The 19,565-nt window shown below is 68.7% G+C and carries 21 protein-coding genes; 8 read left to right on the top strand and 13 right to left on the bottom strand.

All coding sequences use genetic code 11. The features are described from left to right. Nucleotides 1-9 precede the first annotated feature (9 nt). On the bottom strand, nt 10-1,488 hold the full coding sequence (locus LGR64_RS17675) for a M16 family metallopeptidase (protein ID WP_013803936.1): 1,479 nt from the start codon (nt 1,486-1,488) through the stop codon (nt 10-12). Nucleotides 1,489-1,516: 28 nt separating this feature from the next. On the opposite strand from LGR64_RS17675, the gene ftsY reads away from it, so the two are divergent. Beyond that, on the top strand, nt 1,517-2,737 hold the full coding sequence (gene ftsY / locus LGR64_RS17670; protein ID WP_141829975.1) for a signal recognition particle-docking protein FtsY: 1,221 nt from the start codon (nt 1,517-1,519) through the stop codon (nt 2,735-2,737). 238 nt (nt 2,738-2,975) lie between these two features. Beyond that, entirely contained in the window at nt 2,976-3,965 is a 990-nt protein-coding gene (locus LGR64_RS17665; RefSeq protein WP_141829978.1) for a Bug family tripartite tricarboxylate transporter substrate binding protein, read from the top strand. Here LGR64_RS17665 and cutA read toward each other — a convergent pair. From cutA to LGR64_RS17625, 8 genes are all read right to left on the bottom strand, one after another. Next, nucleotides 3,952-4,350, bottom strand: coding sequence for a divalent-cation tolerance protein CutA (gene cutA, locus LGR64_RS17660; protein WP_141829980.1), 399 nt, complete (start codon nt 4,348-4,350; stop codon nt 3,952-3,954). The genes LGR64_RS17665 and cutA overlap by 14 nt on opposite strands. A gap of 52 nt (nt 4,351-4,402) precedes the next feature. Further along, the gene (locus tag LGR64_RS17655; protein ID WP_141829983.1) at nt 4,403-5,428 is read right to left on the bottom strand and encodes a 2-dehydropantoate 2-reductase; all 1,026 of its coding nucleotides are present in this window, start codon (nt 5,426-5,428) and stop codon (nt 4,403-4,405) included. A gap of 18 nt (nt 5,429-5,446) precedes the next feature. Next, nucleotides 5,447-6,280: a class II aldolase/adducin family protein gene (locus LGR64_RS17650; protein WP_260443866.1), complete on the bottom strand. Its 834-nt coding sequence runs from the start codon at nt 6,278-6,280 to the stop codon at nt 5,447-5,449. Next, entirely contained in the window at nt 6,273-6,806 is a 534-nt protein-coding gene (locus LGR64_RS17645) for a MarR family winged helix-turn-helix transcriptional regulator (protein WP_013803942.1), read from the bottom strand. Before LGR64_RS17645 ends, LGR64_RS17650 begins: the two co-directional genes overlap by 8 nt. 150 nt (nt 6,807-6,956) lie before the next feature. Then, nucleotides 6,957-8,192, bottom strand: a complete 1,236-nt coding sequence (locus LGR64_RS17640) for a dienelactone hydrolase family protein (RefSeq protein ID WP_141829987.1) — start codon at nt 8,190-8,192, stop codon at nt 6,957-6,959. Between the two features lie 59 nt (nt 8,193-8,251). Then, nucleotides 8,252-8,779 (bottom strand): flavin reductase family protein, encoded by a 528-nt coding sequence (locus LGR64_RS17635; RefSeq protein ID WP_230356377.1) that lies wholly within the window; start codon nt 8,777-8,779, stop codon nt 8,252-8,254. A gap of 14 nt (nt 8,780-8,793) precedes the next feature. Further along, a complete protein-coding gene (locus LGR64_RS17630) occupies nt 8,794-10,101 on the bottom strand; it encodes a styrene monooxygenase/indole monooxygenase family protein (RefSeq protein WP_141829989.1) in 1,308 nt (435 codons plus the stop codon). A gap of 36 nt (nt 10,102-10,137) precedes the next feature. Next, nucleotides 10,138-10,929, bottom strand: a complete 792-nt coding sequence (locus LGR64_RS17625; protein WP_043824618.1) for an SDR family oxidoreductase — start codon at nt 10,927-10,929, stop codon at nt 10,138-10,140. Nucleotides 10,930-11,121: 192 nt separating this feature from the next. Between LGR64_RS17625 and LGR64_RS17620 the strand changes: the two genes are divergently transcribed. Next, nucleotides 11,122-12,129, top strand: coding sequence for an AraC family transcriptional regulator (locus tag LGR64_RS17620; RefSeq protein WP_016454133.1), 1,008 nt, complete (start codon nt 11,122-11,124; stop codon nt 12,127-12,129). 18 nt (nt 12,130-12,147) lie between these two features. Here LGR64_RS17620 and LGR64_RS17615 read toward each other — a convergent pair whose 3' ends face one another. From LGR64_RS17615 to LGR64_RS17600, 4 genes are all read right to left on the bottom strand, one after another. After that, nucleotides 12,148-12,918 (bottom strand): SDR family oxidoreductase, encoded by a 771-nt coding sequence (locus tag LGR64_RS17615; protein WP_230356375.1) that lies wholly within the window; start codon nt 12,916-12,918, stop codon nt 12,148-12,150. A gap of 138 nt (nt 12,919-13,056) precedes the next feature. Beyond that, on the bottom strand, nt 13,057-13,860 hold the full coding sequence (gene hpaH / locus LGR64_RS17610; RefSeq protein ID WP_026062081.1) for a 2-oxo-hept-4-ene-1,7-dioate hydratase: 804 nt from the start codon (nt 13,858-13,860) through the stop codon (nt 13,057-13,059). Nucleotides 13,861-13,870: 10 nt separating this feature from the next. Beyond that, complete coding sequence (locus LGR64_RS17605) at nt 13,871-14,557, bottom strand: flavin reductase family protein (protein ID WP_230356373.1); 687 nt, start codon at nt 14,555-14,557, stop codon at nt 13,871-13,873. Between the two features lie 39 nt (nt 14,558-14,596). Continuing rightward, on the bottom strand, nt 14,597-15,055 hold the full coding sequence (locus LGR64_RS17600) for a VOC family protein (protein ID WP_012203712.1): 459 nt from the start codon (nt 15,053-15,055) through the stop codon (nt 14,597-14,599). A 141-nt stretch (nt 15,056-15,196) separates the two neighbouring features. Between LGR64_RS17600 and LGR64_RS17595 the strand changes: the two genes are divergently transcribed. The 5 genes from LGR64_RS17595 (at nt 15,197) to LGR64_RS17575 (ending at nt 19,558) form a co-directional block, all read left to right on the top strand. Next, nucleotides 15,197-15,769, top strand: a complete 573-nt coding sequence (locus LGR64_RS17595; protein WP_230356372.1) for a MarR family winged helix-turn-helix transcriptional regulator — start codon at nt 15,197-15,199, stop codon at nt 15,767-15,769. 267 nt (nt 15,770-16,036) lie between these two features. Continuing rightward, nucleotides 16,037-16,852 (top strand): MetQ/NlpA family ABC transporter substrate-binding protein, encoded by an 816-nt coding sequence (locus LGR64_RS17590; RefSeq protein ID WP_016449091.1) that lies wholly within the window; start codon nt 16,037-16,039, stop codon nt 16,850-16,852. A gap of 48 nt (nt 16,853-16,900) precedes the next feature. Then, the gene (locus tag LGR64_RS17585; protein ID WP_013803953.1) at nt 16,901-17,707 is read left to right on the top strand and encodes a MetQ/NlpA family ABC transporter substrate-binding protein; all 807 of its coding nucleotides are present in this window, start codon (nt 16,901-16,903) and stop codon (nt 17,705-17,707) included. A gap of 23 nt (nt 17,708-17,730) precedes the next feature. Next, entirely contained in the window at nt 17,731-18,924 is a 1,194-nt protein-coding gene (locus LGR64_RS17580) for a methionine ABC transporter ATP-binding protein (RefSeq protein WP_230356370.1), read from the top strand. Beyond that, nucleotides 18,896-19,558: a methionine ABC transporter permease gene (locus tag LGR64_RS17575; RefSeq protein ID WP_012203707.1), complete on the top strand. Its 663-nt coding sequence runs from the start codon at nt 18,896-18,898 to the stop codon at nt 19,556-19,558. Before LGR64_RS17580 ends, LGR64_RS17575 begins: the two co-directional genes overlap by 29 nt. Nucleotides 19,559-19,565: the final 7 nt, after the last annotated feature.

Raw genomic sequence — 19,565 nt, 5'->3', positions numbered from 1 at the left:
TCGGGGGCATCAATGCAGGGGTCCGCCGATGCCGGCACCCGCATCGGGGCGACGGGGCTTGCCGCCTTCGGGCAGGGGTTGCGGCACCAGGGTGCCCACCGTGAGCTGGTCATCGCCAAAGTACTTGGCAGCCACACGCTTGACGTCATCGGGCGTGATGGTGCGCAGCTGGGTCAGCAGCTGGTCTTCCGCATCCAGCGGCATGCCCTGTATCCAGTAATTGCCCAGGCTCTGGGCCTGGCCCATGACCGAATCGCGCTCGTAGACATTGGAGGCCATCCACTGCGTCTTCACGCGCTCCAGCTCGGCGGGCTCCACACCATCCTTGGCGACCTTGGCCACTTCGGCGCGCAACGCCGCCTCGACCTCGGCGGCAGTCTTGCCCGTGGCGGGCACGCCCGTCAGCATGAACAGACCGGGGCCACGGCCCATGAGGGACATGGAGCTGCCCGCGCCGTCGGCCACGCGGCCTTCGCCCTGCACCAGGGCGCGCTCCAGGCGGGCACCGTCATAGCCGTCCAGCACGGCCGACAGAACCAGCAGCGCCAGCGCATCCCGGTCGTCGGCCTGCAGGTCGCTGACGCGCGTCAGCGAGGGCGCGCGGAAGGCCAGGGCCACCAAGGCCTGCTCGGCCGGCTGCTTGACCTCGATGCGGCGGATGCCGATCTGCGCGGGCTCGGTGCGCGGCTTGCGCACCGGCAGGGCGCGTGCGGGAATGCTGCCGTAGTACTTCTCGGCCCAGGCGCGGACCTTGGCCACATCCACGTCGCCGGCAATGACGATGGTGGCATTGCCGGGCACATACCAGCGGCCGTGGAAGTCGCGCACGTCGCCGGGCGTCAGCGCGTCCAGGTCGCTCATCCAGCCGATCACGGGGCGGTGGTAGGGCGAGGCCACGAAGGTCGCCGCCATCAGCTGCTCCATGAGCACGGCACGCGGCTGGTCTTCGGTGCGCATGCGGCGCTCTTCCTTGATGACCTCGATCTCTTTCTTGAACTCGCTGTCGGGCCAGTGGTTGTTGGCGAAGCGGTCGGATTCGAGCTTCATCACGTCTTCCAGGCGGCTGGACGGAATCTGCTGGTAGTAGCCCGTGTAGTCGCGGCTGGTGAAGGCGTTCTCCTGCCCGCCCAGCGCGGCCACGCGGCGCGAGAACTCGCCGGGAGCCACCTTGCGCGAGCCCTTGAACATCATGTGTTCGAGCGCGTGGGCCACGCCCGAGGTGCCATCGACCTCGTCCACGGAGCCCACGCGCACCCAGACCATGTGCACGGCCGTGGGCGCGCGCCGGTCGGGCTGCACGATGAGCTGCATGCCGTTCTTCAAGGTGAATTGCTGTGCCGAAGTGGCGGTGCGCGTGCCGCCGGCGGCCTGGCTGGCCACCGTCTGCAGCAGCGACGAAGGGATGGAAGAGGATGCATCCGGGGCTGCCAAAGCAGCCCCGGTGCCCATGCAGGCCATTAAGCCCAGGAGGGTGAGTGCATGTTTCATAGAATGCTGTGATTCTAAGAACCTGCCGATGTTCAGTTTTTTCAAGAAAAAGCCCACCCCCTCCGCCGCCGAGATTTCCCCGGCGGACAGCAGCGCCGCGCCTGAAAAGGCCGGCATTCCCGCAACCCCACCGCAGGACAGCCCCCCTGCCCTGCCACCGGCCGCGCCAGCGGCGCCGGCCGCCGACACCGGCAGTGCCTGGTGGCGCAAGCCCTTTGGCGGCGGCAAGGGCGATGCCGCGCCCCCCGAGACCCCGCCTACCCCAGCTGCTGCACCCGCGTCCACCATCGCGCCTGCGGACTTCATTGCCGCGCCCGAGCCCACGGCCAAGCCCGAGGCCGAAGGTGCCAGCCGCCAGAACTGGATGCAGCGCCTCAAGACCGGCCTGCGCAAGACCGGCAGCAGCATTGCCACGGTCTTCACGGGCACGCAGATCAACGATGCGCTGTACGAGGAACTGGAAGACGCCCTGCTGATGGCCGACACCGGCGTCAAGGCCACCGAGCACCTGCTCGCCGACCTGCGCCGCCGCGTCAAGGAGGCCAAGGCCACCGACCCCGCCGCCGTCAAGGCGCTGCTGGCCGATGCCCTGGCCGACCTGCTGCGCCCGCTGGAAAAGCCGCTGGTCATCGGGGAGCACCAGCCCACCGTGATCATGGTGGCGGGCGTCAACGGCGCGGGCAAGACCACCTCCATCGGCAAGCTGACCCGTCACCTGGCCGATGAAGGCCAGAGCGTGCTGCTGGCCGCCGCCGACACCTTCCGCGCCGCCGCGCGCGAGCAGCTTGGCGTCTGGGCCAACCGCAACACGGTGGAGATCGTCAGCCAGGAAGGAGGCGATCCTGCGGCCGTGAGCTTTGATGCCGTCACCGCCGGCCGCGCGCGCAAGAAGGATGTGGTGCTGGTGGACACGGCAGGCCGCCTGCCCACCCAGCTGCACCTGATGGAAGAGCTGCGCAAGATCCGCCGCGTGGTCAGCAAGGCCGACGCCACGGCGCCGCACGAGGTGCTGCTGGTCATTGACGGCAACACCGGCCAGAACGCGCTGGCCCAGGTGCGCGCCTTCGACGATGCACTGCAGCTCACGGGCCTGATCGTCACCAAGCTCGACGGCACGGCCAAGGGCGGCGTGCTGGCCGCCATTGCCCAGGAACGGCCGATCCCCGTGTACTTCATCGGCGTGGGCGAAAAGGTCGAGGACCTGGAAACCTTCAACGCCCGGGAATTCGCGCAGGCGCTGCTGTCCTGAGGCCACCCGGCCCACCACCACCCAAAGGAGCGCGCTGCGCTCCTTTTTTCATGGGCATGCGAGCGCAGCGAAGGCCCAGGCATGCAGGCAAGGGTTTTCCCTTGATTCGAATCAAGCCGCAGGTTTTATGCTTTGCATTGATTTATAAGAAGAACGTTGTTTTATACAAGAAACAATCGATAGCCCTCAGGCATTTCTTTTGCTTGTACCTGCCTTGCCTTGTTCCCCGGAGTTCCCCATGAAAGCCCCCACCTTGCTCGGCGCTGCCGCCCTGCTGGCCGCAGCCGCATGCCAGAGCGCCCTGGCCCAGGATGCCGCCGCGCAGCAGCAACTGGCCGCCAAGCCTTTCACCATCGTCGCGCCATTTCCGCCCGGAGGCCCGGTCGATGCGCTGGCCCGCCTGCTGTCCACGGGATTGGCCGAGCGCTACAAGCAGACCTCGGTGGTGGAGAACAAGCCCGGGGCCAACGGCAATATCGGCATCGACATGGTCAAGCGTGCCGCGCCGGACGGCCATACGCTGCTGGTCGTGCCCCAGGGCAACCTGACCATCAATCCCACGCTGCTGGCCAGGCCCGGCTACAGCGTGGAAGCGGACTTCGCACCCGTGGCCTCGCTGGCCAAGGCGGCCAATGTGATCGCCGTGCACCCTGGCGTGCCCGCCAAAACGGTGCAGGAGCTGGTGGCCCTGTCCAAGGCCAGGCCGGCCACCATCAGCTATGCCTCGCCCGGCGTGGGCTCCAGCCTGCATCTGGCCGGTGAGCTGTTCAAGCAGCAGACCGGCGCCGACATCCTGCACGTGGCCTACAAGGGCACGGCGCCCGGCCTCAACGATGTGCTGGGCGGCACGGTGCCAATGATCGTGGGCAATGTGCCCGCGCTGCTGCCGCATGTGCAGTCGGGCAAGCTGCGTGCGCTGGCCGTGACCGACCCAGCCCGCAGCAAGTACCTGCCCGAGGTGCCCACGCTGGCCCAGGCGGGCGTGCCGGGCATTGCCATCTCGTCCTGGTACGGCGTGATGGCGCCCAGGAAGACGCCGCCGGCCGTGCTCAAGCAGCTGGAAAAGGATATTCAGGAGATCTTCAACACGCCGGCCGTGGTCAGGCAGCTGGATCTGCAGGGGATTGAGCCGTGGGTGGTCACGGGCAGCGCCTTCGGCGAGCTGATCCGCAAGGAGACAGCGACCTGGGTGCCCGTGATCAAGGCCGCCAACGTCACGCCGCAGTGATGCGGGGCGCGGCGGCACTTTCTGCAGCGTCAGCCACGTCCCGGGTCGAGACCTGGGAGCGCAGCCACTGCGCATAGTCGGCCATACAGCGCTCGGTGCGCATGGTGATCTGCGGCACGCTGTAGCTGTGCCCGGCGCGCAGCAGCCGGGCCAGGCGCTCCAGCACGTCGGGCAGGGTCTTGCAGACCAGGCGCCATTCGGACGTGGCATGCAGCTCGCCCTCCCACACATAGTGCGAGGTGATGGGCTCCACCTGCACGCAGGCCGCGGCCTGCTGCTGCACCAGGCTGCGCGCCAGATGGGCGGCCTCCTCGGCGCTGGGGACGGTGGTGGCCACCACGCACAGCGTGGACCAGGGCGAGGCGGGGTTCTTGGCGGAAGTCATGGAGGCGTAGTCTACGGTTGCGCGCTGCAGGCCGGTACTGGCCCTTGCGGCGTCAGGCCATCAGCCCCTTTTGCCGCGCCTGCAGCCGCGCCAGGCCCAGCAGCGCATCCGTGAAGGGCGTGTCCACGCCGCACAGCTGGCCCATTTCGCGCACCGCGCCCACGAGGGCGTCGAGCTCCACGGGCTTTCCGGCTTCCACGTCCTGCAGCATGGAGGTCTTGAAGGCGCCCAGCTTGAGCGTGACCGCATGGCGGTCTTCGGGCGATTCGTTGATGGGCAGGCCGATGCGCGCGCCGATCTCCTTGGCCTCCAGCATCACGCGCGTGATCAGGCCGCGCACCAGGTCGTCGCCCAGGATGCGGTCCGAGGTGGCACCCGTCAGCGCGCTGACGGGGTTGACGGTCATGTTGCCCCAGAGCTTGTACCAGGCGTCGCGCTGGATGTTGTCGGAGACCTTGGCCTCGATGCCGCCACGCTGCAGCAGTTGGGCCAGTGCCGCCAGGCGCGGCGTGGGCGGCTGGCCGGGCCCTGTGGCCAGGGGCTCGCCCAGGATGAGGCTGTTGCCGAAGTGCCGGCGCACCACGCCGGGCGCATCGTTGGAGCAGCTGGCATGGACCACCGAGCCCAGCACCTGGCCCAGCGGTATGGCGCGCGCAATGCGGCCGTCGGGGTCCACCGTCTTCAGTTGCCTACCGCGCACGCTGGCATCGACACCGCCTTGCAGAAACCACCAGGGCACGCCGTTCATGGCCGTGAGCACCACGGTCTGCGGGCCGATCAGCGGGGCAATGCGCTCAGCGACATCGGGCATGCCCGGGGCCTTGACGGAGATGATGACCAGGTCCTGCACGCCCAGGGCGGCCGGGTCCTGTTCGGCACGCAGCGCGAAGTGCTCGCGCTGCTCGCCGTGCACCAGGGTCAGACCCTGGGTGCGCAGAGCCTGCAGCGCGGCGCCGCGCGCCACGGCGCTGAGCTGGCAACCGGCGCGGGCCAGGGCCGCGCCCATCCAGCCGCCGATGGCACCGGCGCCGAAGATGCAGGCCTTGTCGAATGAAATGCTTGTCTGTTCCATGGTCATGCGCGGGAAGCTCCGGGTTCAAAGATCGAGATAGCTGCTGTCGCGCCGGTTCACGCGGCGCACCAGGTGGTCGAACACATCGCGGGCACCGCCGTGGCTGGCGTTGAAGGTCAGCGAATCCTCATTGCAGCGCTGGGCCATGGCGTCGGAGACCATGCGCGGCGCACCCATGGACAGGGTGGCCATCTGCACGTCGCAGGCACGCTGCAGCGTCCACAGCACCACGAAGGCCTGGGGCAGGTCGCTGCCCCAGCTGAGCAGGCCATGGTTGCGCAGGATCACGGCCTTGCGGCGGCCGATGCTGGCCAGCAGGCGCGGCCCTTCGTCGGCATGGATGGTGATGCCCTCGAAGTCATGGTAGGCCACCATGCCGTGCAGCTGGGCGCTGTAGAAGTTGCTTTGCGACAGGCCCTGCCCCAGGCAGGCCACGCCCATGCCCGAGGTGGTGTGCGTGTGCATCACGCAGTGCGCGCCAGGCAGTCCGTCGTGGATGGCCGCATGCACCACGAAGCCGGCCGGATTCACCGGATGCCGCGAGCCGTCCAGCACCTCGCCGCGCACATTGATGCGTACCAGGTTGCTGGCCGTGACCTCTTCGTAGTGCAGGCCGAAGGGGTTGATCAGGAACTGCTTTTCACCGCCCGTCACGCTGTCGGGCAGGCGCACCGTGATGTGGTTGTAGATCAGTTCGTCCCAGCCCAGCATGGCGAAGACGCGGTAGCAGGCGGCCAGTTCGATGCGGGCGGCCCGCTCATCAGGGTGCATGGAGCAATTCATGGTGTGGCTCGTGGGGTGGGTTCTGAGGTGGGTCTTGAGATGGGTTGTGCAGTGGCTTGTGGGGAAATCAGGCATCCAGCCCCTGGTCCAGCGCCTGGGAGGCACGGCCCAGCTTGTCCAGGATGCGGTCCAGCATGGCGCGCTCATCGGCCGTCAGGGCATTGAGCAGGGCCGCCTGGTAGGGGCGTGCGCGGGACAGCACCTCGTCGAAGAGCGCCTGCCCTGCTTCGCTCAGCTGCAGCAGGTGGCGCCGCGCGTGCTGCGGATCGGCGCGGCGAAGCACCCAGCCCCGGTCGATCAGCGGCTGCAGCGCGCGGCTGATCTGGGCCTTGTCCATCAAGCTCAGGCGTGACAGCGCGCTGGCATGCAGCTCGCCATGGCGCTGGATCTGGCCCATGAGCCGCCACTCGGTCAGCCCCACGGGCGATGCCGGCGCGATGTAGTGGCGCGTCACCTGGGTCTGCAGCGCATTGGACAGCGCGCCCAGGCGGAAGGTGATGAAGTCCTCCAGCGCCAGCGTCTGGCTGCAGACCTGCGTGTCCGGTGCAGGGCCGGTGGCGGCATCGGCGGCAGGGATCGTGGATGTGCGTGGGCGGGGCATTGGACGGAGGGAACCGGGCGGCGATGGCGATTGCGATGGCCGCATGATCCACCAATGTTGACATATCAACATTGGTGGCAACCCTGAGAGCCCTGGCGGCCTGCAGGCCGCCAGCGGGCGCAGGGTGAAACCCATGCGCCCGCGCCGCGCTCAGCGCTTGAGCAGTTCGTTGGAAGGCAGGGTCTCGTCCAGCAGCTTGCGGGCCGTCTCCACGCCCGCCACGGGCAGCAGCGCCGGGTCCAGCAGGCCCACCTGCACCAGCACGCTGGCCTGGTCCCAGTAGATGTGCTCGTGGTAGAGCTTGTCGCCCCGGAACTTGACCACGGCCAGCAGCGGGATCTCCACGCGCCGCCCCGTGGGCCGCACGCCGGGCAGCATCCACGGAATCTCGGTGGTGTGCGTGAAGCAGAACAGCATCTCGTCCACCACCTGCGAGGCCCCCACCGTGCGTGAAATCGGCGTCAGCGACGTGTCGGGCGGATTGCTGTTGACGAAGTGGTTCGTGTAGAAGGCGTGCAGGTTGCTGAAGCCCACGCCGCCGGTCATGGTGGGGATGTGGTTCACATAGGGCTCGGCCACCATGGTGGCCATGGTGTCGTCCACGTTGCGCGTGGCGAACTCGTACTCGCAGTGCTTGTCCCACAGCGCGGCCAGGTCGAAGTGCGGGCCGATGGCGGACTTGAGCGTGGCAATGCTGCGTTCGTGCGCCATCAGGGCCGAGGCCCGGTGGAAATGGTCGCCGCCCTTGCGCGCGAAGGCATGGTCCACGCCCGGATAGACATGCACGGCCACGCCGGGACGCCCGCCCAGCGCCTGGACGATGCGCTGGCGCGCCTCGGGCGGGCAGAAGGCGTCGAGCTCGGCCACATGCAGTGTGAGCGGGCAGCGGATGCGCTCGGCCTCGTCCAGCGCCGCCTCGATGCCCACGCCGTAGTAGCCGACCACCGCATCGGCATCGGTGCGGCAGGCGGCCAGGTAGGCCAGCTTGCCGCCCAGGCAAAAGCCCAGCACGCCGGCCTTGCCGTCCGTGACCTCGGGGCGCTGGCGCAAGGCGTTCAGGCAGGCCTGGATGTCCTGCACGCCCAGGGCCTCGTCGAATCCCTTGTAGAAGCCGAAGGCGCGCTCCCAGTCCGCCGGCGTGTAGCCCAGTTCCACATCGGGCTGCTGGCGCCAGAACAGGTCGGGCACCAGCACCACGTAGCCTTCTTCGGCGTAGTAGTCGGCCACCTCGCGCATGGTGGCGTTGACGCCGAAGATCTCCTGCGCCAGCACCAGGCCGGGGCCGCTGCCCGAGGCCGGCACGGCCAGGTAGGCGTTGAAGCTGCCGTTGCCGTCCAGCGCGTTGATGCGCACATGGCGGCTTGCCGGGGGTTCTTTCTGCTGCATGGGGTTGTCTCCGTTTCAAAGGGTGGGGAAAGCTGCGGTGCCGCTTTTTTCATGGCCCGTCATACGCATTCGGGGTGCCGCACCGTCACCTGATAGTAGCCCGCGTGAAAGGCCAGGGGCTCGCCGTCGAAGCGTTCGCAGCGCTCGACCTGGCCGATGAAGATGAGGTGGTCGCCGCCATCGTATTGCCGGACGTTGCGGCAGACGAAGCGGGCCAGCACGCTATCGATCAGAGGCACGCCGGCCGGGCCTTCCGCGCAGTCCAAGCCGCCGAACTTGTCTTGCTGCGGCGTGGAAAAGCGCCGCGACAGAAGGTGCTGGCCCGCAGCCAGCACGTGGATGGCGAAATGGCTGGCGCCCTGGAAATCGCAGACGCTGGGCGCCTGGCGCGCCAGGCTCCACAGCACCAGCGGCGGGTCCAGCGAGACCGAGGAGAACGAGTTGGCCGTCATGCCCACGCGCCGCCCGTCCGGCGCGCGCGTGGTGATGACGGTCACGCCCGTGGTGAACTGGCCGAAGGCCTTGCGCAGCTCGCGCGGATCGAAGGAGCAGGCCGTGGCGGCGGCCGGGGTGTCGCATGTGCTCATGGCGGCCTCTGCGGCTAGGCGGGGACGGCTGCCATGGCGGCGATGGCCGCGCAGCTGTCGATGTAGTGGTCCGCCTCGCCCGCGTCCGCGAACCAGGGGAAGAAGGTGCGCGGGTCATCGAAGCCGTTGGCAAAGGCGCTGGCCAGCGGCGCCAGCGTGCCCGCGCTGGCCAGCAGCTTGAGCACATGGGGTGGCGGTGGCGCCAGCAGCATGTTGGTCCACTGCGTGACCCATTGCGCATAGCCGAACCAGTAGCGGTCGAAGGTCTGCTGCATCCAGGCGGCGTCGAATGCGCCATTGCCGTCACGATTTCCGTCACCATTGCCGTCGCCATTGCCGCGCGCCAGGATGCTGCGCAGATAGGTGTCGGCGCACTTGGCCGCGTTGTTGGAGCCCTGGCCCGTGATGGGGTCGTTGAGCACCACCACGTCGCCCATGCCCAGCACCTTGCGCCCCGACGGCAGCGTGGCCACGGGCTTGCGCACCGTGGGGGCGAAGCGGCCCGCGAGGATGCCGTTGTCATCGGTCAGCGCAATGTCGCGGCAGCGCTCGGCCTCCCAGGGGACGAAGGTGTCGAGGATCCAGCGGCTGCGCTCCAGGTGCTGCTCCGGTGTCTTCACATCGCCCCAGCAGTCCATGGGGCCGCCGGGCACGCCCTCGAACACCATGATCTCGCAGGGCCCCGTGGTCGTCAGCGCCGGAAACACGAAATACTCGCCCACGCCCGGCAGCAGGTTGAAGGACACGGCGGAGAACGGCTCGCGCGGCTTCATGCCCGTCACATAGGTCAGCGCCAGCGCGCGCTGGGGCTGGTCGAAGCGCGAGCGGTGGGCATCGCGCTCGAACAGCCTCGATATCTCGCCCTTGCCGCTGGCGACCAGGGTCAGGTCATGGCTGCGGGTGCATTCCTCCAGCTCGGCGATGCCCGCGTCCTTGAGCACCAGCTCGCCGCCCTGGCGGCGGAAGTCGTCCATCCATGCGGGGATCTTCAGGCGCTGGTCCACGGACTGCGCGCCCGCGTTCAGACGCGCCGCCCAGCCGATGGCCTTGTCGGCCGCTTTCTCGCCGTGCTGCGCCGGATGCGGCACGCACAGGCCGATGCCCTCGACCACCGGGCATTCACGCGACCAGTGGTCCAGGCCCAGGCCGCGCTCTATCTGCAGCGCGCTGTCGAACATGCACTGGCTGGACATGACCCGGCCCTGGGCGATGTCCTGCGCCGTGCGGTTGCTCAGTATCGTGACCTGATGGCCCGCGGCCAGCAGGCCCAGGCCCAGTTGCAGGCCCGACTGGCCGGCTCCGACGATGGCGATTTTCTTCATGGCTGTCTCCTTGCGGCTCCGTGTCCGTACTGCGTACTAGTCCATCAATTGGGGAATGGCGGCCACGGCGCGCTCGGGCCCCATGGCGCCGTAGCCGCCGTCCACCGCGTAGTCGGCCCCGGTCACGAAGCTGGCATGGTCCGAGCACAGGAACAGCACCACCTGCGCCACCTCGTGCGGATCGCCCACGCGGCCCAGCAGGTGAAAGGGCGCGGCCACGCGGTCGGTCTTGGCGCGGTCGCCGCCGCTGAGCCGGTCCATCACCGCCGACCAGGTCCAGCCCGGGCAGACGCTGTTGACGCGGATGCCATCGGCCGCCAGGTCCATGGCCATGCTGCGCGTGAGCTGCTTCATGGCCGCCTTGCTGGCCGGGTAGAGCCAGCGCCCCGTCTGCGCCGCTTCCGAAGAGATGCTGGTGAAGTTCACCACGGCCCCGCCACCGGCGGCCACCATGTGCGGGTGCACGGCCTGCAGCATGGCCACGGCGCTGGCCACGTTCACGTTGAACGAGGCCAGCCAGTCGGCACGCGGCGACTGCATGCCTTCGTCTACATACGAGCAGGCCAGGTTGACCAGGATGTGCACGCCGCCGTGCCGGCTGCATGCCTGCTGAACGCAGGCGGCGACCTGCGCGTCGTCGGTGATGTCGGTGCGCACGAAAAGCGCGCCCTCGCCCAGCGCATCGGCCAGCACCTGGCCGTTGTCGGCATCGATGTCGGCAATGACCACCTTCACGCCGGCCGCGTGCAGCGCACGCACCACGCCGGCGCCTATCAGGGTGGAGCCGCCGGTGACGATGGCGCTTTTGCCTTCGAGTCCCTTGAACATGACGCTTGTTCTCCCGTGTGGATGCCAGGCCGGGCTGGCCTGTGCAGCACACGTTACGGGGGGCCGGGCCGCGCAGGCATCCGGCAAGCGCAGGCGCTGTCCCTGGCGCGCAGAAATTGGCTCCCGGGGAATGGTCCGAATTGTGGGAGCGGGTGGTTTTTGCTACGTTCTGCCCAGCCTATGGAACACGCCATGCACACACCGCTGCCGCTGCAGCGCTACCGGCTTTTCGAGAGCCACGACATGGACGAGGCCCGCGAAAGCGTGGCGCGCGTCTTCTGTCCGCATGGCCTGGGCATGCTGCGCCCGCGCGCCGAGCTGGACGCCTGCCACCACAGCGCGCCGCTTTCCCGCAACGTCAGCCTGAACTATGTGCAGTACGGTCCCGGCGTGCACATCGAGCCCGGCTACCTGCGGGACTTCTTCCTGCTGCAGATTCCCCTGCGCGGCAGTGCCGAGATCCGCTGCGGCGCGCAGCAGGTGGATGCCACGCCGCGCCTGGCCTCCCTGCCCTCGCCGACCGAGCCGCTGTCCATGCGCTGGGCCGACGACAGCCCGCACCTGATCGTGCGCATGGCCCGCCCGGCTCTGGTGGCGCGGCTGGAGGCGCTGCTGCAGGCGCCCGCAGGCCGGCCCCTGGTGTTCGATCTGGGCGTGCCGCTGGACCAGCCGGCGCTGGCACCGCTGGTGCATTTCATCGACTGCCTGCGGCACACGCTGGATGCGGGCAACGCCCTGCAGGCCACGCAGGCGCTGGCCCAGCATGCGGAGGAATACCTGCTGACCAGCCTGCTGATGTCGGCCACGCACAGCCACAGCCGCGCACTGGCCGGGGACAGCCGGCGCAGCCTGCTGCCGCGCGGCGTGCGCAAGGCACAGGAGTACATGCAGGCCCATGCCGACCAGCCCCTGTCTCTGGCCGATGTCTGCCGCGAGGCCGGCTGCAGCGCGCGCACGCTGCAGGCCGCCTTCCGCCAGCACGCGGGCATGGGGCCCATGGATTTCCTGCGCCAGCTGCGGCTGGACCGGGTGCGCGCCGAACTCCAGGCAGCCAAGGGCCCGGGCGTCGCAGCCGGATCCGGCGTGCGCGACGTGGCGCAGAAATACGGCTTCCTGCACCTGGGCCACTTCGCGGCCCAGTACCGCAGCCGCTTCGGCGAACTCCCGTCCGAGACGGCGAGCCGCCGCGTGCAGGCCTGAGGGCCTGCCTTTGCCGTTTCAGCCCCGGCCCACGAAGGGCATCTTGGTGGCCATCACCGTGTGGAACAGCACGTTGGCCTCCAGCGGCAGGCTGGCCATGTAGAGCACGGACTGGCCCACCACATCCGCGTCGATCAGTGGCTCCACCGCGATCTCGCCATTGGCTTGGGGCACGCCCTTGGCCATGCGCGATGCCAGCTTGGTCATGGCATTGCCGATGTCGATCTGGCCCACGGCGATGTCGTAGGCACGGCCGTCGAGCGCAGCGGTCTTGGTCAGGCCCATGACGGCATGCTTGGTGGCCGTGTAGGCGCTGGAATTGGGGCGCGGCGCATGCGCGGAGATGGAGCCGTTGTTGATGATGCGGCCGCCGCGCGGCGACTGGTCGCGCATGGTGCGAAACGCCTGCTGCAGGCAATAGAACATGCCGTTGAGGTTGACATCGACCACCTCGCGCCACTGCTCGGGCGTCCAGTCCAGGAAGGAGCCGGGCGGATTGCCCCGGCCCGCGTTGTTGAACAGCAGGTCCACGCGCCCGAAGCGTTGCACCGTGCGCGCGAACAGCTGCTCCACGGCAGCCGGGTCGCTGACATCGGTGGCAATGCCCAGCATGCGCTCGCCCGCGCCGTACTTTGCCTGGGCCTCGGCGCAGGTCTCATCCAGCGGCGCCTGGCGGCGGCCCGCCACCACCACCTGGTAGCCCGCGCCCGCCAGGGCCAGCGCCACGGCCTTGCCCACGCCGGTTCCTCCGCCCGTGACCACGGCCGTCTTTGCGTTCTTCATCTCCATTGCTTGTCCATCCTGTAGTGCATGTGTTGCAGCCGCCGCCCGCGCACCGGTGGCGGGCGGCGCCGCTGCATTGTCGGCGACGCGCCGGGCCTGCGGACTGTGCCGCAGGCGACACCATCGCCACACTGCGGACGAAGCTCAGGCAAAGCGCCAGGCAATGGAGCCCAGCGGCCCGTAGTCCACATGGAAGCTGTCGCCGGCCTGGGCCGTGACGGGCCGCGTGAACGAGCCGGCCAGCACCACCTGGCCTGCGTCCAGCTGCTCATCCCATTGCGCGAGCCGGTTGGCCAGCCAGGCCACGCCCGTGGCCGGATGGTTGAGCACGGCGGCCGCCACGCCGGACTCCTCGATCACGCCGTTGCGCTGCAGCAGCGCCGACACCCAGCGCAGGTCCACCGCGTCGGGGCGCACGGGCCGCCCGCCCATGACGATGCCGGCATTGGCCGCGTTGTCGGCGATGGTGTCGCGCACCGTGCGCATGGCCTGGGTATCGCGGTCCTTTTGTTCGATGCGGGCGTCGATGATTTCCACGGCGGGCACCACCCAGTCGGTGGCGGCCAGCACATCGCACAGGGTGACGCCCGGCCCCTTGAGCGTGCGGCCCAGCACGAAGGCCAGCTCCACCTCCACGCGCGGAGCGATGAAGCGTGCAAAGGGAATGTCGCCGCCGGGCTCGAAGAACATGTCGTCCAGCAGGGTGCCGTAGTCGGGCTCGGTGATCTGCACGGCCTGCTGCATGGCACGCGAGGTCAGGCCGATCTTGTGACCCCTGACCGTGCGGCCCTCGGCGCGCTTGAGCCGCATCCAGGCGCGCGAGATGGCGTAGCCGTCCTGCACCGTCATGTCCGGATGGCGGCGGGAAAAGTGCCGGACCTGCACCCGGCTTTTTTCGCTGGCGTGCAGCTCGGCCGCCAGGCTGTCTATGGTGTGTTGCGCAAGCATGGGCGGCCCTTCAGCGCGCGGCGGCGCCATCGTCGGCCCAGGCCAGGTAGCTGTCGGACACGCCCTGGCGCTGCATGGCATCCCACTGCGCCACCGAGGGCGTGGGCATCTGGAAGGCATCGCCCACGCGGCCATACCAGCCGGGGTTCTGCAGCCGCGCGATCAGCTCCATGGGCGCGGGGTCGAAGTACATGAGCTCGCCATCGACCACGGCCGCATCCATGACATGGGCGGCCAGCACGTCGGCCAGCACCAGGCTGCGCACGCCGTCGATATCGATGATCTGGCGCACGCGGCACTCGAAGGACGCAGGGCTGTCCACGATGCGCGGCGCCTTCACCCGCCGTGCATCGCCCAGGACCAGGCCGGCCTGGGCCGACTCGTCCACCTGCGCGCCGAACTCTATGGCCGTCACCGCCATGCGGCGCGCCAGCGGCTCGGACACCAGGTTCACCACGAACTCGCCCGTGGCCGCGATGTTGCGCGCCGTGTCCTTGAGCACGCCCTGGCGCGAGCCGATGCACACGCACAGCAGCGGCGGATCGCCCGACATGGCGTTGAAGAAGGAAAACGGCGCGACGTTGACCGTGCCGCCCCCGTCCACCGAGCTGATCCAGGCGATGGGACGGGGCAGAACCAGGGAGTGCAGGATGTTGCTGCGCTGTTCGCTGTTGAGCGATTGCATTTCAAAGTACATGGGATTCCGGAGGGGAAGGGAAAAAGGGAGGGCGTCGCGTCACTCGTTGCCGGCGCGCGCCGCGTCCTGCTCGGCCTGGGCGATGCCGGGGGCGCGCGCATTGGACTGGTGCAGTTCCACCAGGTTGCCGGCCGGGTCGCGCAGGAACAGCTGCTTGAGGCTGGGCGATGCCACGTTGTCCAGCGTGAAGTAATCGACGCCGCGCGCCTGCAGCTCCTGCTCGGCGCCGAGGATGTCGTCCACGGCCAGCGCGATGTGGTTGGACACGGGGTCCTTGCCCGGGCCCTGCGCATAGCGCGACGGCCCCTCGCTGCCGAGGATGTGCAACTGGCTGCCGTTGGGCAGGTTGATCCAGGAGCCGTAGATGCCGGGGATCTTCCAGCGCGCGGCGTCCTGGGGCAGGTTCAGCACTTCGCGGTAGAAGTCGAGCATGGCGTCGGCCTGGGCGTGGTTGACGCCGAATCCGACATGGTGGAGTTCCAGAACTTTGATGGGCATGGGATGTCCTTGCAGATTTGTGTGCCGCCAAATAATACGCTTAACGTACTATACACAAAGCGTAATATATGAAAGCCGTAAAATCAACCGCCCTTTCTTCTCCCGGCTTCAACCCGGTTTCACCCGCTTCCATCCACTCCCATGAGTCCGCGCAAGACCGCTGCCGCACCGGCCCCCGATTCCACCCCCCTCGCCAACGCCCCCGAACCGCTGCGCCCGCACCTGGCCCTGATGGCCCAGACCGCGCAGCCCGGCACCGACACGCCGGCCGCCGGCCTGGGCCTGCTGCTGCTGTGGCTGGCCGACGATGTGGAGCAGCGCGCCAACGCATCGCTGCAGGCGTTCGGCCTGTCCGAGAGCAAGCTCGACGTGCTCATGATCTTCGGCCTGGCCGAGCGCGGACTGCTGGGCGACACGGTGGTCACGCCCTCCTATATCGCCAGCTACGTCGGCGTGACGCGCTCGTCGGTGACGGGCCTGCTGGACTGGCTGGAAAAGCGCTCGCTGCTGGCGCGCAGCCTCAGCCAGGAAGACCGCCGCAGCTTCGACCTGGCGCTCACCGACCAGGGCCGCGAGGTGCTGGCCCGCGCGCTGCCGGCCTTCTGGCGCATGTGCGAATCGCTGGTCGACTACCTGGACGAGGGCGAGCGTGCCAGCCTGCAGTCCATCCTCTTCAAGGCCTGGACGAGGATGAAGGCGCAACAGGCCGCTTGATCCTGGGAGCGCGGCAGGCAGCCCTGGCTGCCGCAAGCCTGCGCAGCCGGCACGGTGCCATATTTCGCGCGGGCATAAGCTCAATCTTGCCTGTGCAAAATTTCCTTTGCGATCAATGCCTTGCGCCGCGCATGGCTCGCTATAAGGAAATGTGAATTCCGTCGTGGTGCGCGCCGGGGCCGGGTGTTGCAATGCCTTCAGAGGCCATGCCGGCAGGCGCCATGTGGGCGCCGGCGCCGGGCCTGGCCGAGCTGGAGGAACCACGCCTTGCCCACGCGCAGAAACACATTGCTCTGGTCGCTTGCCGCCACGCTGGCGCTGCCCGGCCTCGCGGCGGCCGCCGCGCTGAAGATAGGCGTCACGCCCGGCTCGCTGGCCGACTCCGTGGAGGTCGCCGCCAAGGAGGCGCGCGCCCAGGGGCTGGACGTGCAGGTCATCGAGTTCACCGACTGGACCACGCCCAACACGGCACTGGCGGCCGGCGACATCGACCTCAACTACTTCCAGCACCAGGCCTTCCTGGACAACGCCATCCGCGAGCGCGGCTATGCCTTCACCAGCGTGGCCACGGGCCTGCTGCCCAACATCGGCCTGTACTCGCTCAAGACCCAGCGCTTCGCCGACCTGAAGGAGGGTGCGCGCGTCGGCGTGGCCAACGACCCCGTCAACCAGGGGCGCGGCCTGCTGCTGCTGGAGAAGGCCGGCCTGATTCAGCTGCGCGAAGGCAAGGGCCCGCGCGCGGGGCTGGACGACATCGTGTCCAACCCGCGCAGGCTGCGCTTTGTCGAGATCGAGGGACCGCAGCTGGTGCGCGCGCTGGACGATGTGGACCTGGCCCAGGGCTACCCGGCCCACTTCGTCAACGCCGGGCGGCCGCAGGTGGCCGGCAATGCGCTGCTGTATTCGGGCATTGACGACCTGTACTACGCCATCCGCTTCGTCTCGCGCCAGGACAACGCCCGGGACCCGCGCATTGCGCAGTTCGTGCGCATCTACCAGACCTCGGGCGCCGTGCAGGCGCAGATCCACAAGTCATTCGCCGCCAACGACAGGCTGTACAGCCTGCCGTGGCGCAAGCCGTGACGCGGCCCCTTCCTGCCTTTTTCGAACCCTTTCTTTCCGGAGATCCCGATGAAGCTTTCCCGTGCCCTGATCGCCCCGCTGGCCGCCCTGGCCCTGTTCTCCGCCCACGCTGCCGACAAGCTGCGCATCGGCGTGGTGCCCGGCGCCTACGCCGACTCGGTGGCCGTGGCCGCCAAGGAGGCCAAGGCCCAGGGCATCGATGTGCAGGTGGTGGAGTTCACCGACTGGACCACGCCCAACGTGGCCGTGGACTCGGGCGACCTGGACATCAACTACTTCCAGCACCAGCCCTTCCTGGACAACGCCATCCAGAAGAACGGCTACAAGCTGGCCAGCGCGGGCACGGGCATCCTGGCCAACGTGGGCCTGTACTCGCTCAAGCACAAGGCCATCGCCCAGGTGCCGCAGGGCGGCAAGGTGGGCATTGCCAACGACCCCGTGAACCAGGGGCGCGGCCTGCTCTTGCTGCAGAAGGTGGGGCTGATCAAGCTCAAGCCCGGCGTGGGCTACCTGGGCAGCCTGGACGACATCGTCGAGAACCCCAAGAAGCTCAGCTTCGTCGAGGTCGAGGGGCCGCAGCTGGTGCGCATCACGGGCGACGTGGACATCGCCCAGGGCTACCCGCACTTCATCGTGGCGGCCAAGGCCTTCGATCCGTCCAGCGGGCTTGCATATTCGGGTATCGAGGACGCGCGCTTTTCCATCCAGTTCGTGGTCAAGGCCAACCGCACGCAGGACCCCGTGGTGCAGAAGTTCATTCGCATCTACCAGAACTCCGACGCGGTGAAGGCCGAGGCCCAGCGCGCCTTCTCCAACGACAAGCGCCTGTACAACCTGGCCTGGGTCAAGCCCTGAGCGGCACGGGGAGGACTTCAGCCATGTCAACCAGCATTGCAGCCAGGCAGCCCCTGGCGGACAGGCCGGCCCACGAGGCGGACAGGCCAGCCCATGACGCGGGCAGGCGCTCATCGGCAGCGGCCGGCACCACGCGGGAATCCATCCGCGGACCCGGCGCCGTGGCCTTCAGCGGCGTGGCCAAGACCTACCAGTCTTCGGCCGGGCCCGTACAGGCGCTGGATGCGATCAGCCTGGAGATCGCGCCGGGCAGCATCTTCGGCATCATCGGGCGCAGCGGCGCGGGCAAGTCCAGCCTGCTGCGCACCATCAACCGGCTGGAGCAGCCCAGCAGCGGCCAGGTGCGGGTCGACGGCGTGGACATCGGCACGCTGGACGAATCGCAGCTGGTGCAGCTGCGCCGGCGCATCGGCATGATCTTCCAGCACTTCAACCTGCTGTCGGCCAAGACGGTGCATGACAACGTGGCGCTGCCCCTGCAGGTGGCGGGCCTGCCGCGCGCACGCATCAATGCGCGGGTCAATGAGCTGCTGGCCCTGGTGGGCCTGCAGGAGAAGGCTGGCACCTATCCGAGCCGGCTGTCGGGCGGGCAAAAGCAGCGCGTGGGCATTGCCCGCGCCCTGGCCACCGACCCCGAGATCCTGCTGTGCGACGAGGCCACCTCGGCCCTGGACCCCGAGACCACGCAGTCCATCCTGGAGCTGCTGCGCACCATCAACCGCAAGCTGGGCATCACCATCGTCCTGATCACGCACGAGATGAGCGTGATCCGCGAGATCGCCGACCGCGTGCTGGTGCTGGAGCAGGGCCGCATCGCCGAGCTGGGCGAGGTCTGGAAGGTCTTCGGCAACCCGCAGCACCCGGCCACGCGCGCCCTGCTGGCACCGCTGCAGCACGGCCTGCCCGACGACCTGCGCCAGCGACTGCTGCCCGACGCGCCCGCAGGCCGCCACGAACGCATCCTGCAGCTGACCTACCGCGGCGAGGACGGGCTGGAGCCCGACTTCCCGCGCATCGCCCAGGCCCTGGGCGGCCGGGTTCGCCTGCTGCATGGCGGCGTGGACCGCATCCAGGGCCATGCCCAGGGGCAGCTGCTGATCTCGCTGGGCGGCGGCACGGCCGCGCATGACTGGCACACATTGACGCAGGGCCCGGCGGCCATTGCGCATGACATCAAGGATCTCGGATATGTCGCTGAATCTGTCCATTCCCATTGAGCGCTACGGCAACGCGCTGGCCGACACGCTGATGATGGTCGGCGTCTCGGGCGGCATCGCGCTGGCGGCGGGCATTCCGCTGGCGGTGCTGCTCATCGTCACCGCGCCCGGCGGCTTCCTGGCCTCGCCGCGCACGCACCGTGCGCTGGGCAGCGTGATCAACGGCTTCCGTGCCACGCCCTTCATCGTGCTGCTGGTGGCGCTGATCCCGTTCACGCGGCTGGTGACGGGCACCACCATCGGCGTGTGGGCGGCCATCGTGCCGCTGGCCATCAGCGCCACGCCGTTCTTCGCGCGCATCGTCGAGGTCAGCCTGCGCGAGGTCGATCCCGGCCTCATCGAAGCCGCCCAGGCCATGGGCTGCCGCAAGTGGGACATCGTGCGCCACGTCTACCTGCCCGAGGCCCTGCCCGGCATCGTGGGCGGCTTCACCATCACCCTGGTGGCGCTGATCAGCTCCTCGGCCATGGCCGGCGCCGTGGGCGCGGGCGGCCTGGGCGACCTGGCCATCCGCTACGGCTACCAGCGCTTCGACACCCAGGTGATGCTGCTGGTGATTGCCGTGCTGATCGCGCTGGTCACCGTGGTCCAGGTGCTGGGCGACCGCTACGTGCGCCGGCTGCGCAGCCGCTGACGCTGAA

The organism is Delftia sp. Lp-1, assembly GCF_020523835.1.
In the GTDB taxonomy this organism is placed as follows: domain Bacteria; phylum Pseudomonadota; class Gammaproteobacteria; order Burkholderiales; family Burkholderiaceae_C; genus Comamonas; species Comamonas acidovorans.
The sequence above is the reverse complement of the archived record's forward strand: the minus strand, read 5'-3'. Positions and strand labels throughout refer to the sequence as shown.

Excerpts from the sequence above, each read along its gene's own strand:
- LGR64_RS17600 (WP_012203712.1), bottom strand. The coding sequence starts at position 15,055 with ATGCCCATCAAAGTTCTGGAACTCCACCATGTCGGATTCGGCGTCAAC.
- LGR64_RS17625 (WP_043824618.1), bottom strand. The coding sequence starts at position 10,929 with ATGTTCAAGGGACTCGAAGGCAAAAGCGCCATCGTCACCGGCGGCTCC.
- LGR64_RS17585 (WP_013803953.1), top strand. The coding sequence starts at position 16,901 with ATGAAGCTTTCCCGTGCCCTGATCGCCCCGCTGGCCGCCCTGGCCCTG.
- LGR64_RS17605 (WP_230356373.1), bottom strand. The coding sequence starts at position 14,557 with ATGTACTTTGAAATGCAATCGCTCAACAGCGAACAGCGCAGCAACATC.
- LGR64_RS17635 (WP_230356377.1), bottom strand. The coding sequence starts at position 8,779 with ATGAGCACATGCGACACCCCGGCCGCCGCCACGGCCTGCTCCTTCGAT.
- LGR64_RS17630 (WP_141829989.1), bottom strand. The coding sequence starts at position 10,101 with ATGAAGAAAATCGCCATCGTCGGAGCCGGCCAGTCGGGCCTGCAACTG.
- hpaH (WP_026062081.1), bottom strand. The coding sequence starts at position 13,860 with ATGCTTGCGCAACACACCATAGACAGCCTGGCGGCCGAGCTGCACGCC.
- LGR64_RS17675 (WP_013803936.1), bottom strand. The coding sequence starts at position 1,488 with ATGAAACATGCACTCACCCTCCTGGGCTTAATGGCCTGCATGGGCACC.
- LGR64_RS17575 (WP_012203707.1), top strand. The coding sequence starts at position 18,896 with ATGTCGCTGAATCTGTCCATTCCCATTGAGCGCTACGGCAACGCGCTG.
- cutA (WP_141829980.1), bottom strand. The coding sequence starts at position 4,350 with ATGACTTCCGCCAAGAACCCCGCCTCGCCCTGGTCCACGCTGTGCGTG.
- LGR64_RS17620 (WP_016454133.1), top strand. The coding sequence starts at position 11,122 with ATGCACACACCGCTGCCGCTGCAGCGCTACCGGCTTTTCGAGAGCCAC.
- LGR64_RS17595 (WP_230356372.1), top strand. The coding sequence starts at position 15,197 with ATGAGTCCGCGCAAGACCGCTGCCGCACCGGCCCCCGATTCCACCCCC.
- LGR64_RS17640 (WP_141829987.1), bottom strand. The coding sequence starts at position 8,192 with ATGCAGCAGAAAGAACCCCCGGCAAGCCGCCATGTGCGCATCAACGCG.
- LGR64_RS17580 (WP_230356370.1), top strand. The coding sequence starts at position 17,731 with ATGTCAACCAGCATTGCAGCCAGGCAGCCCCTGGCGGACAGGCCGGCC.
- LGR64_RS17615 (WP_230356375.1), bottom strand. The coding sequence starts at position 12,918 with ATGGAGATGAAGAACGCAAAGACGGCCGTGGTCACGGGCGGAGGAACC.
- LGR64_RS17655 (WP_141829983.1), bottom strand. The coding sequence starts at position 5,428 with ATGACCATGGAACAGACAAGCATTTCATTCGACAAGGCCTGCATCTTC.
- ftsY (WP_141829975.1), top strand. The coding sequence starts at position 1,517 with ATGTTCAGTTTTTTCAAGAAAAAGCCCACCCCCTCCGCCGCCGAGATT.
- LGR64_RS17650 (WP_260443866.1), bottom strand. The coding sequence starts at position 6,280 with ATGCCTGATTTCCCCACAAGCCACTGCACAACCCATCTCAAGACCCAC.
- LGR64_RS17665 (WP_141829978.1), top strand. The coding sequence starts at position 2,976 with ATGAAAGCCCCCACCTTGCTCGGCGCTGCCGCCCTGCTGGCCGCAGCC.
- LGR64_RS17645 (WP_013803942.1), bottom strand. The coding sequence starts at position 6,806 with ATGCCCCGCCCACGCACATCCACGATCCCTGCCGCCGATGCCGCCACC.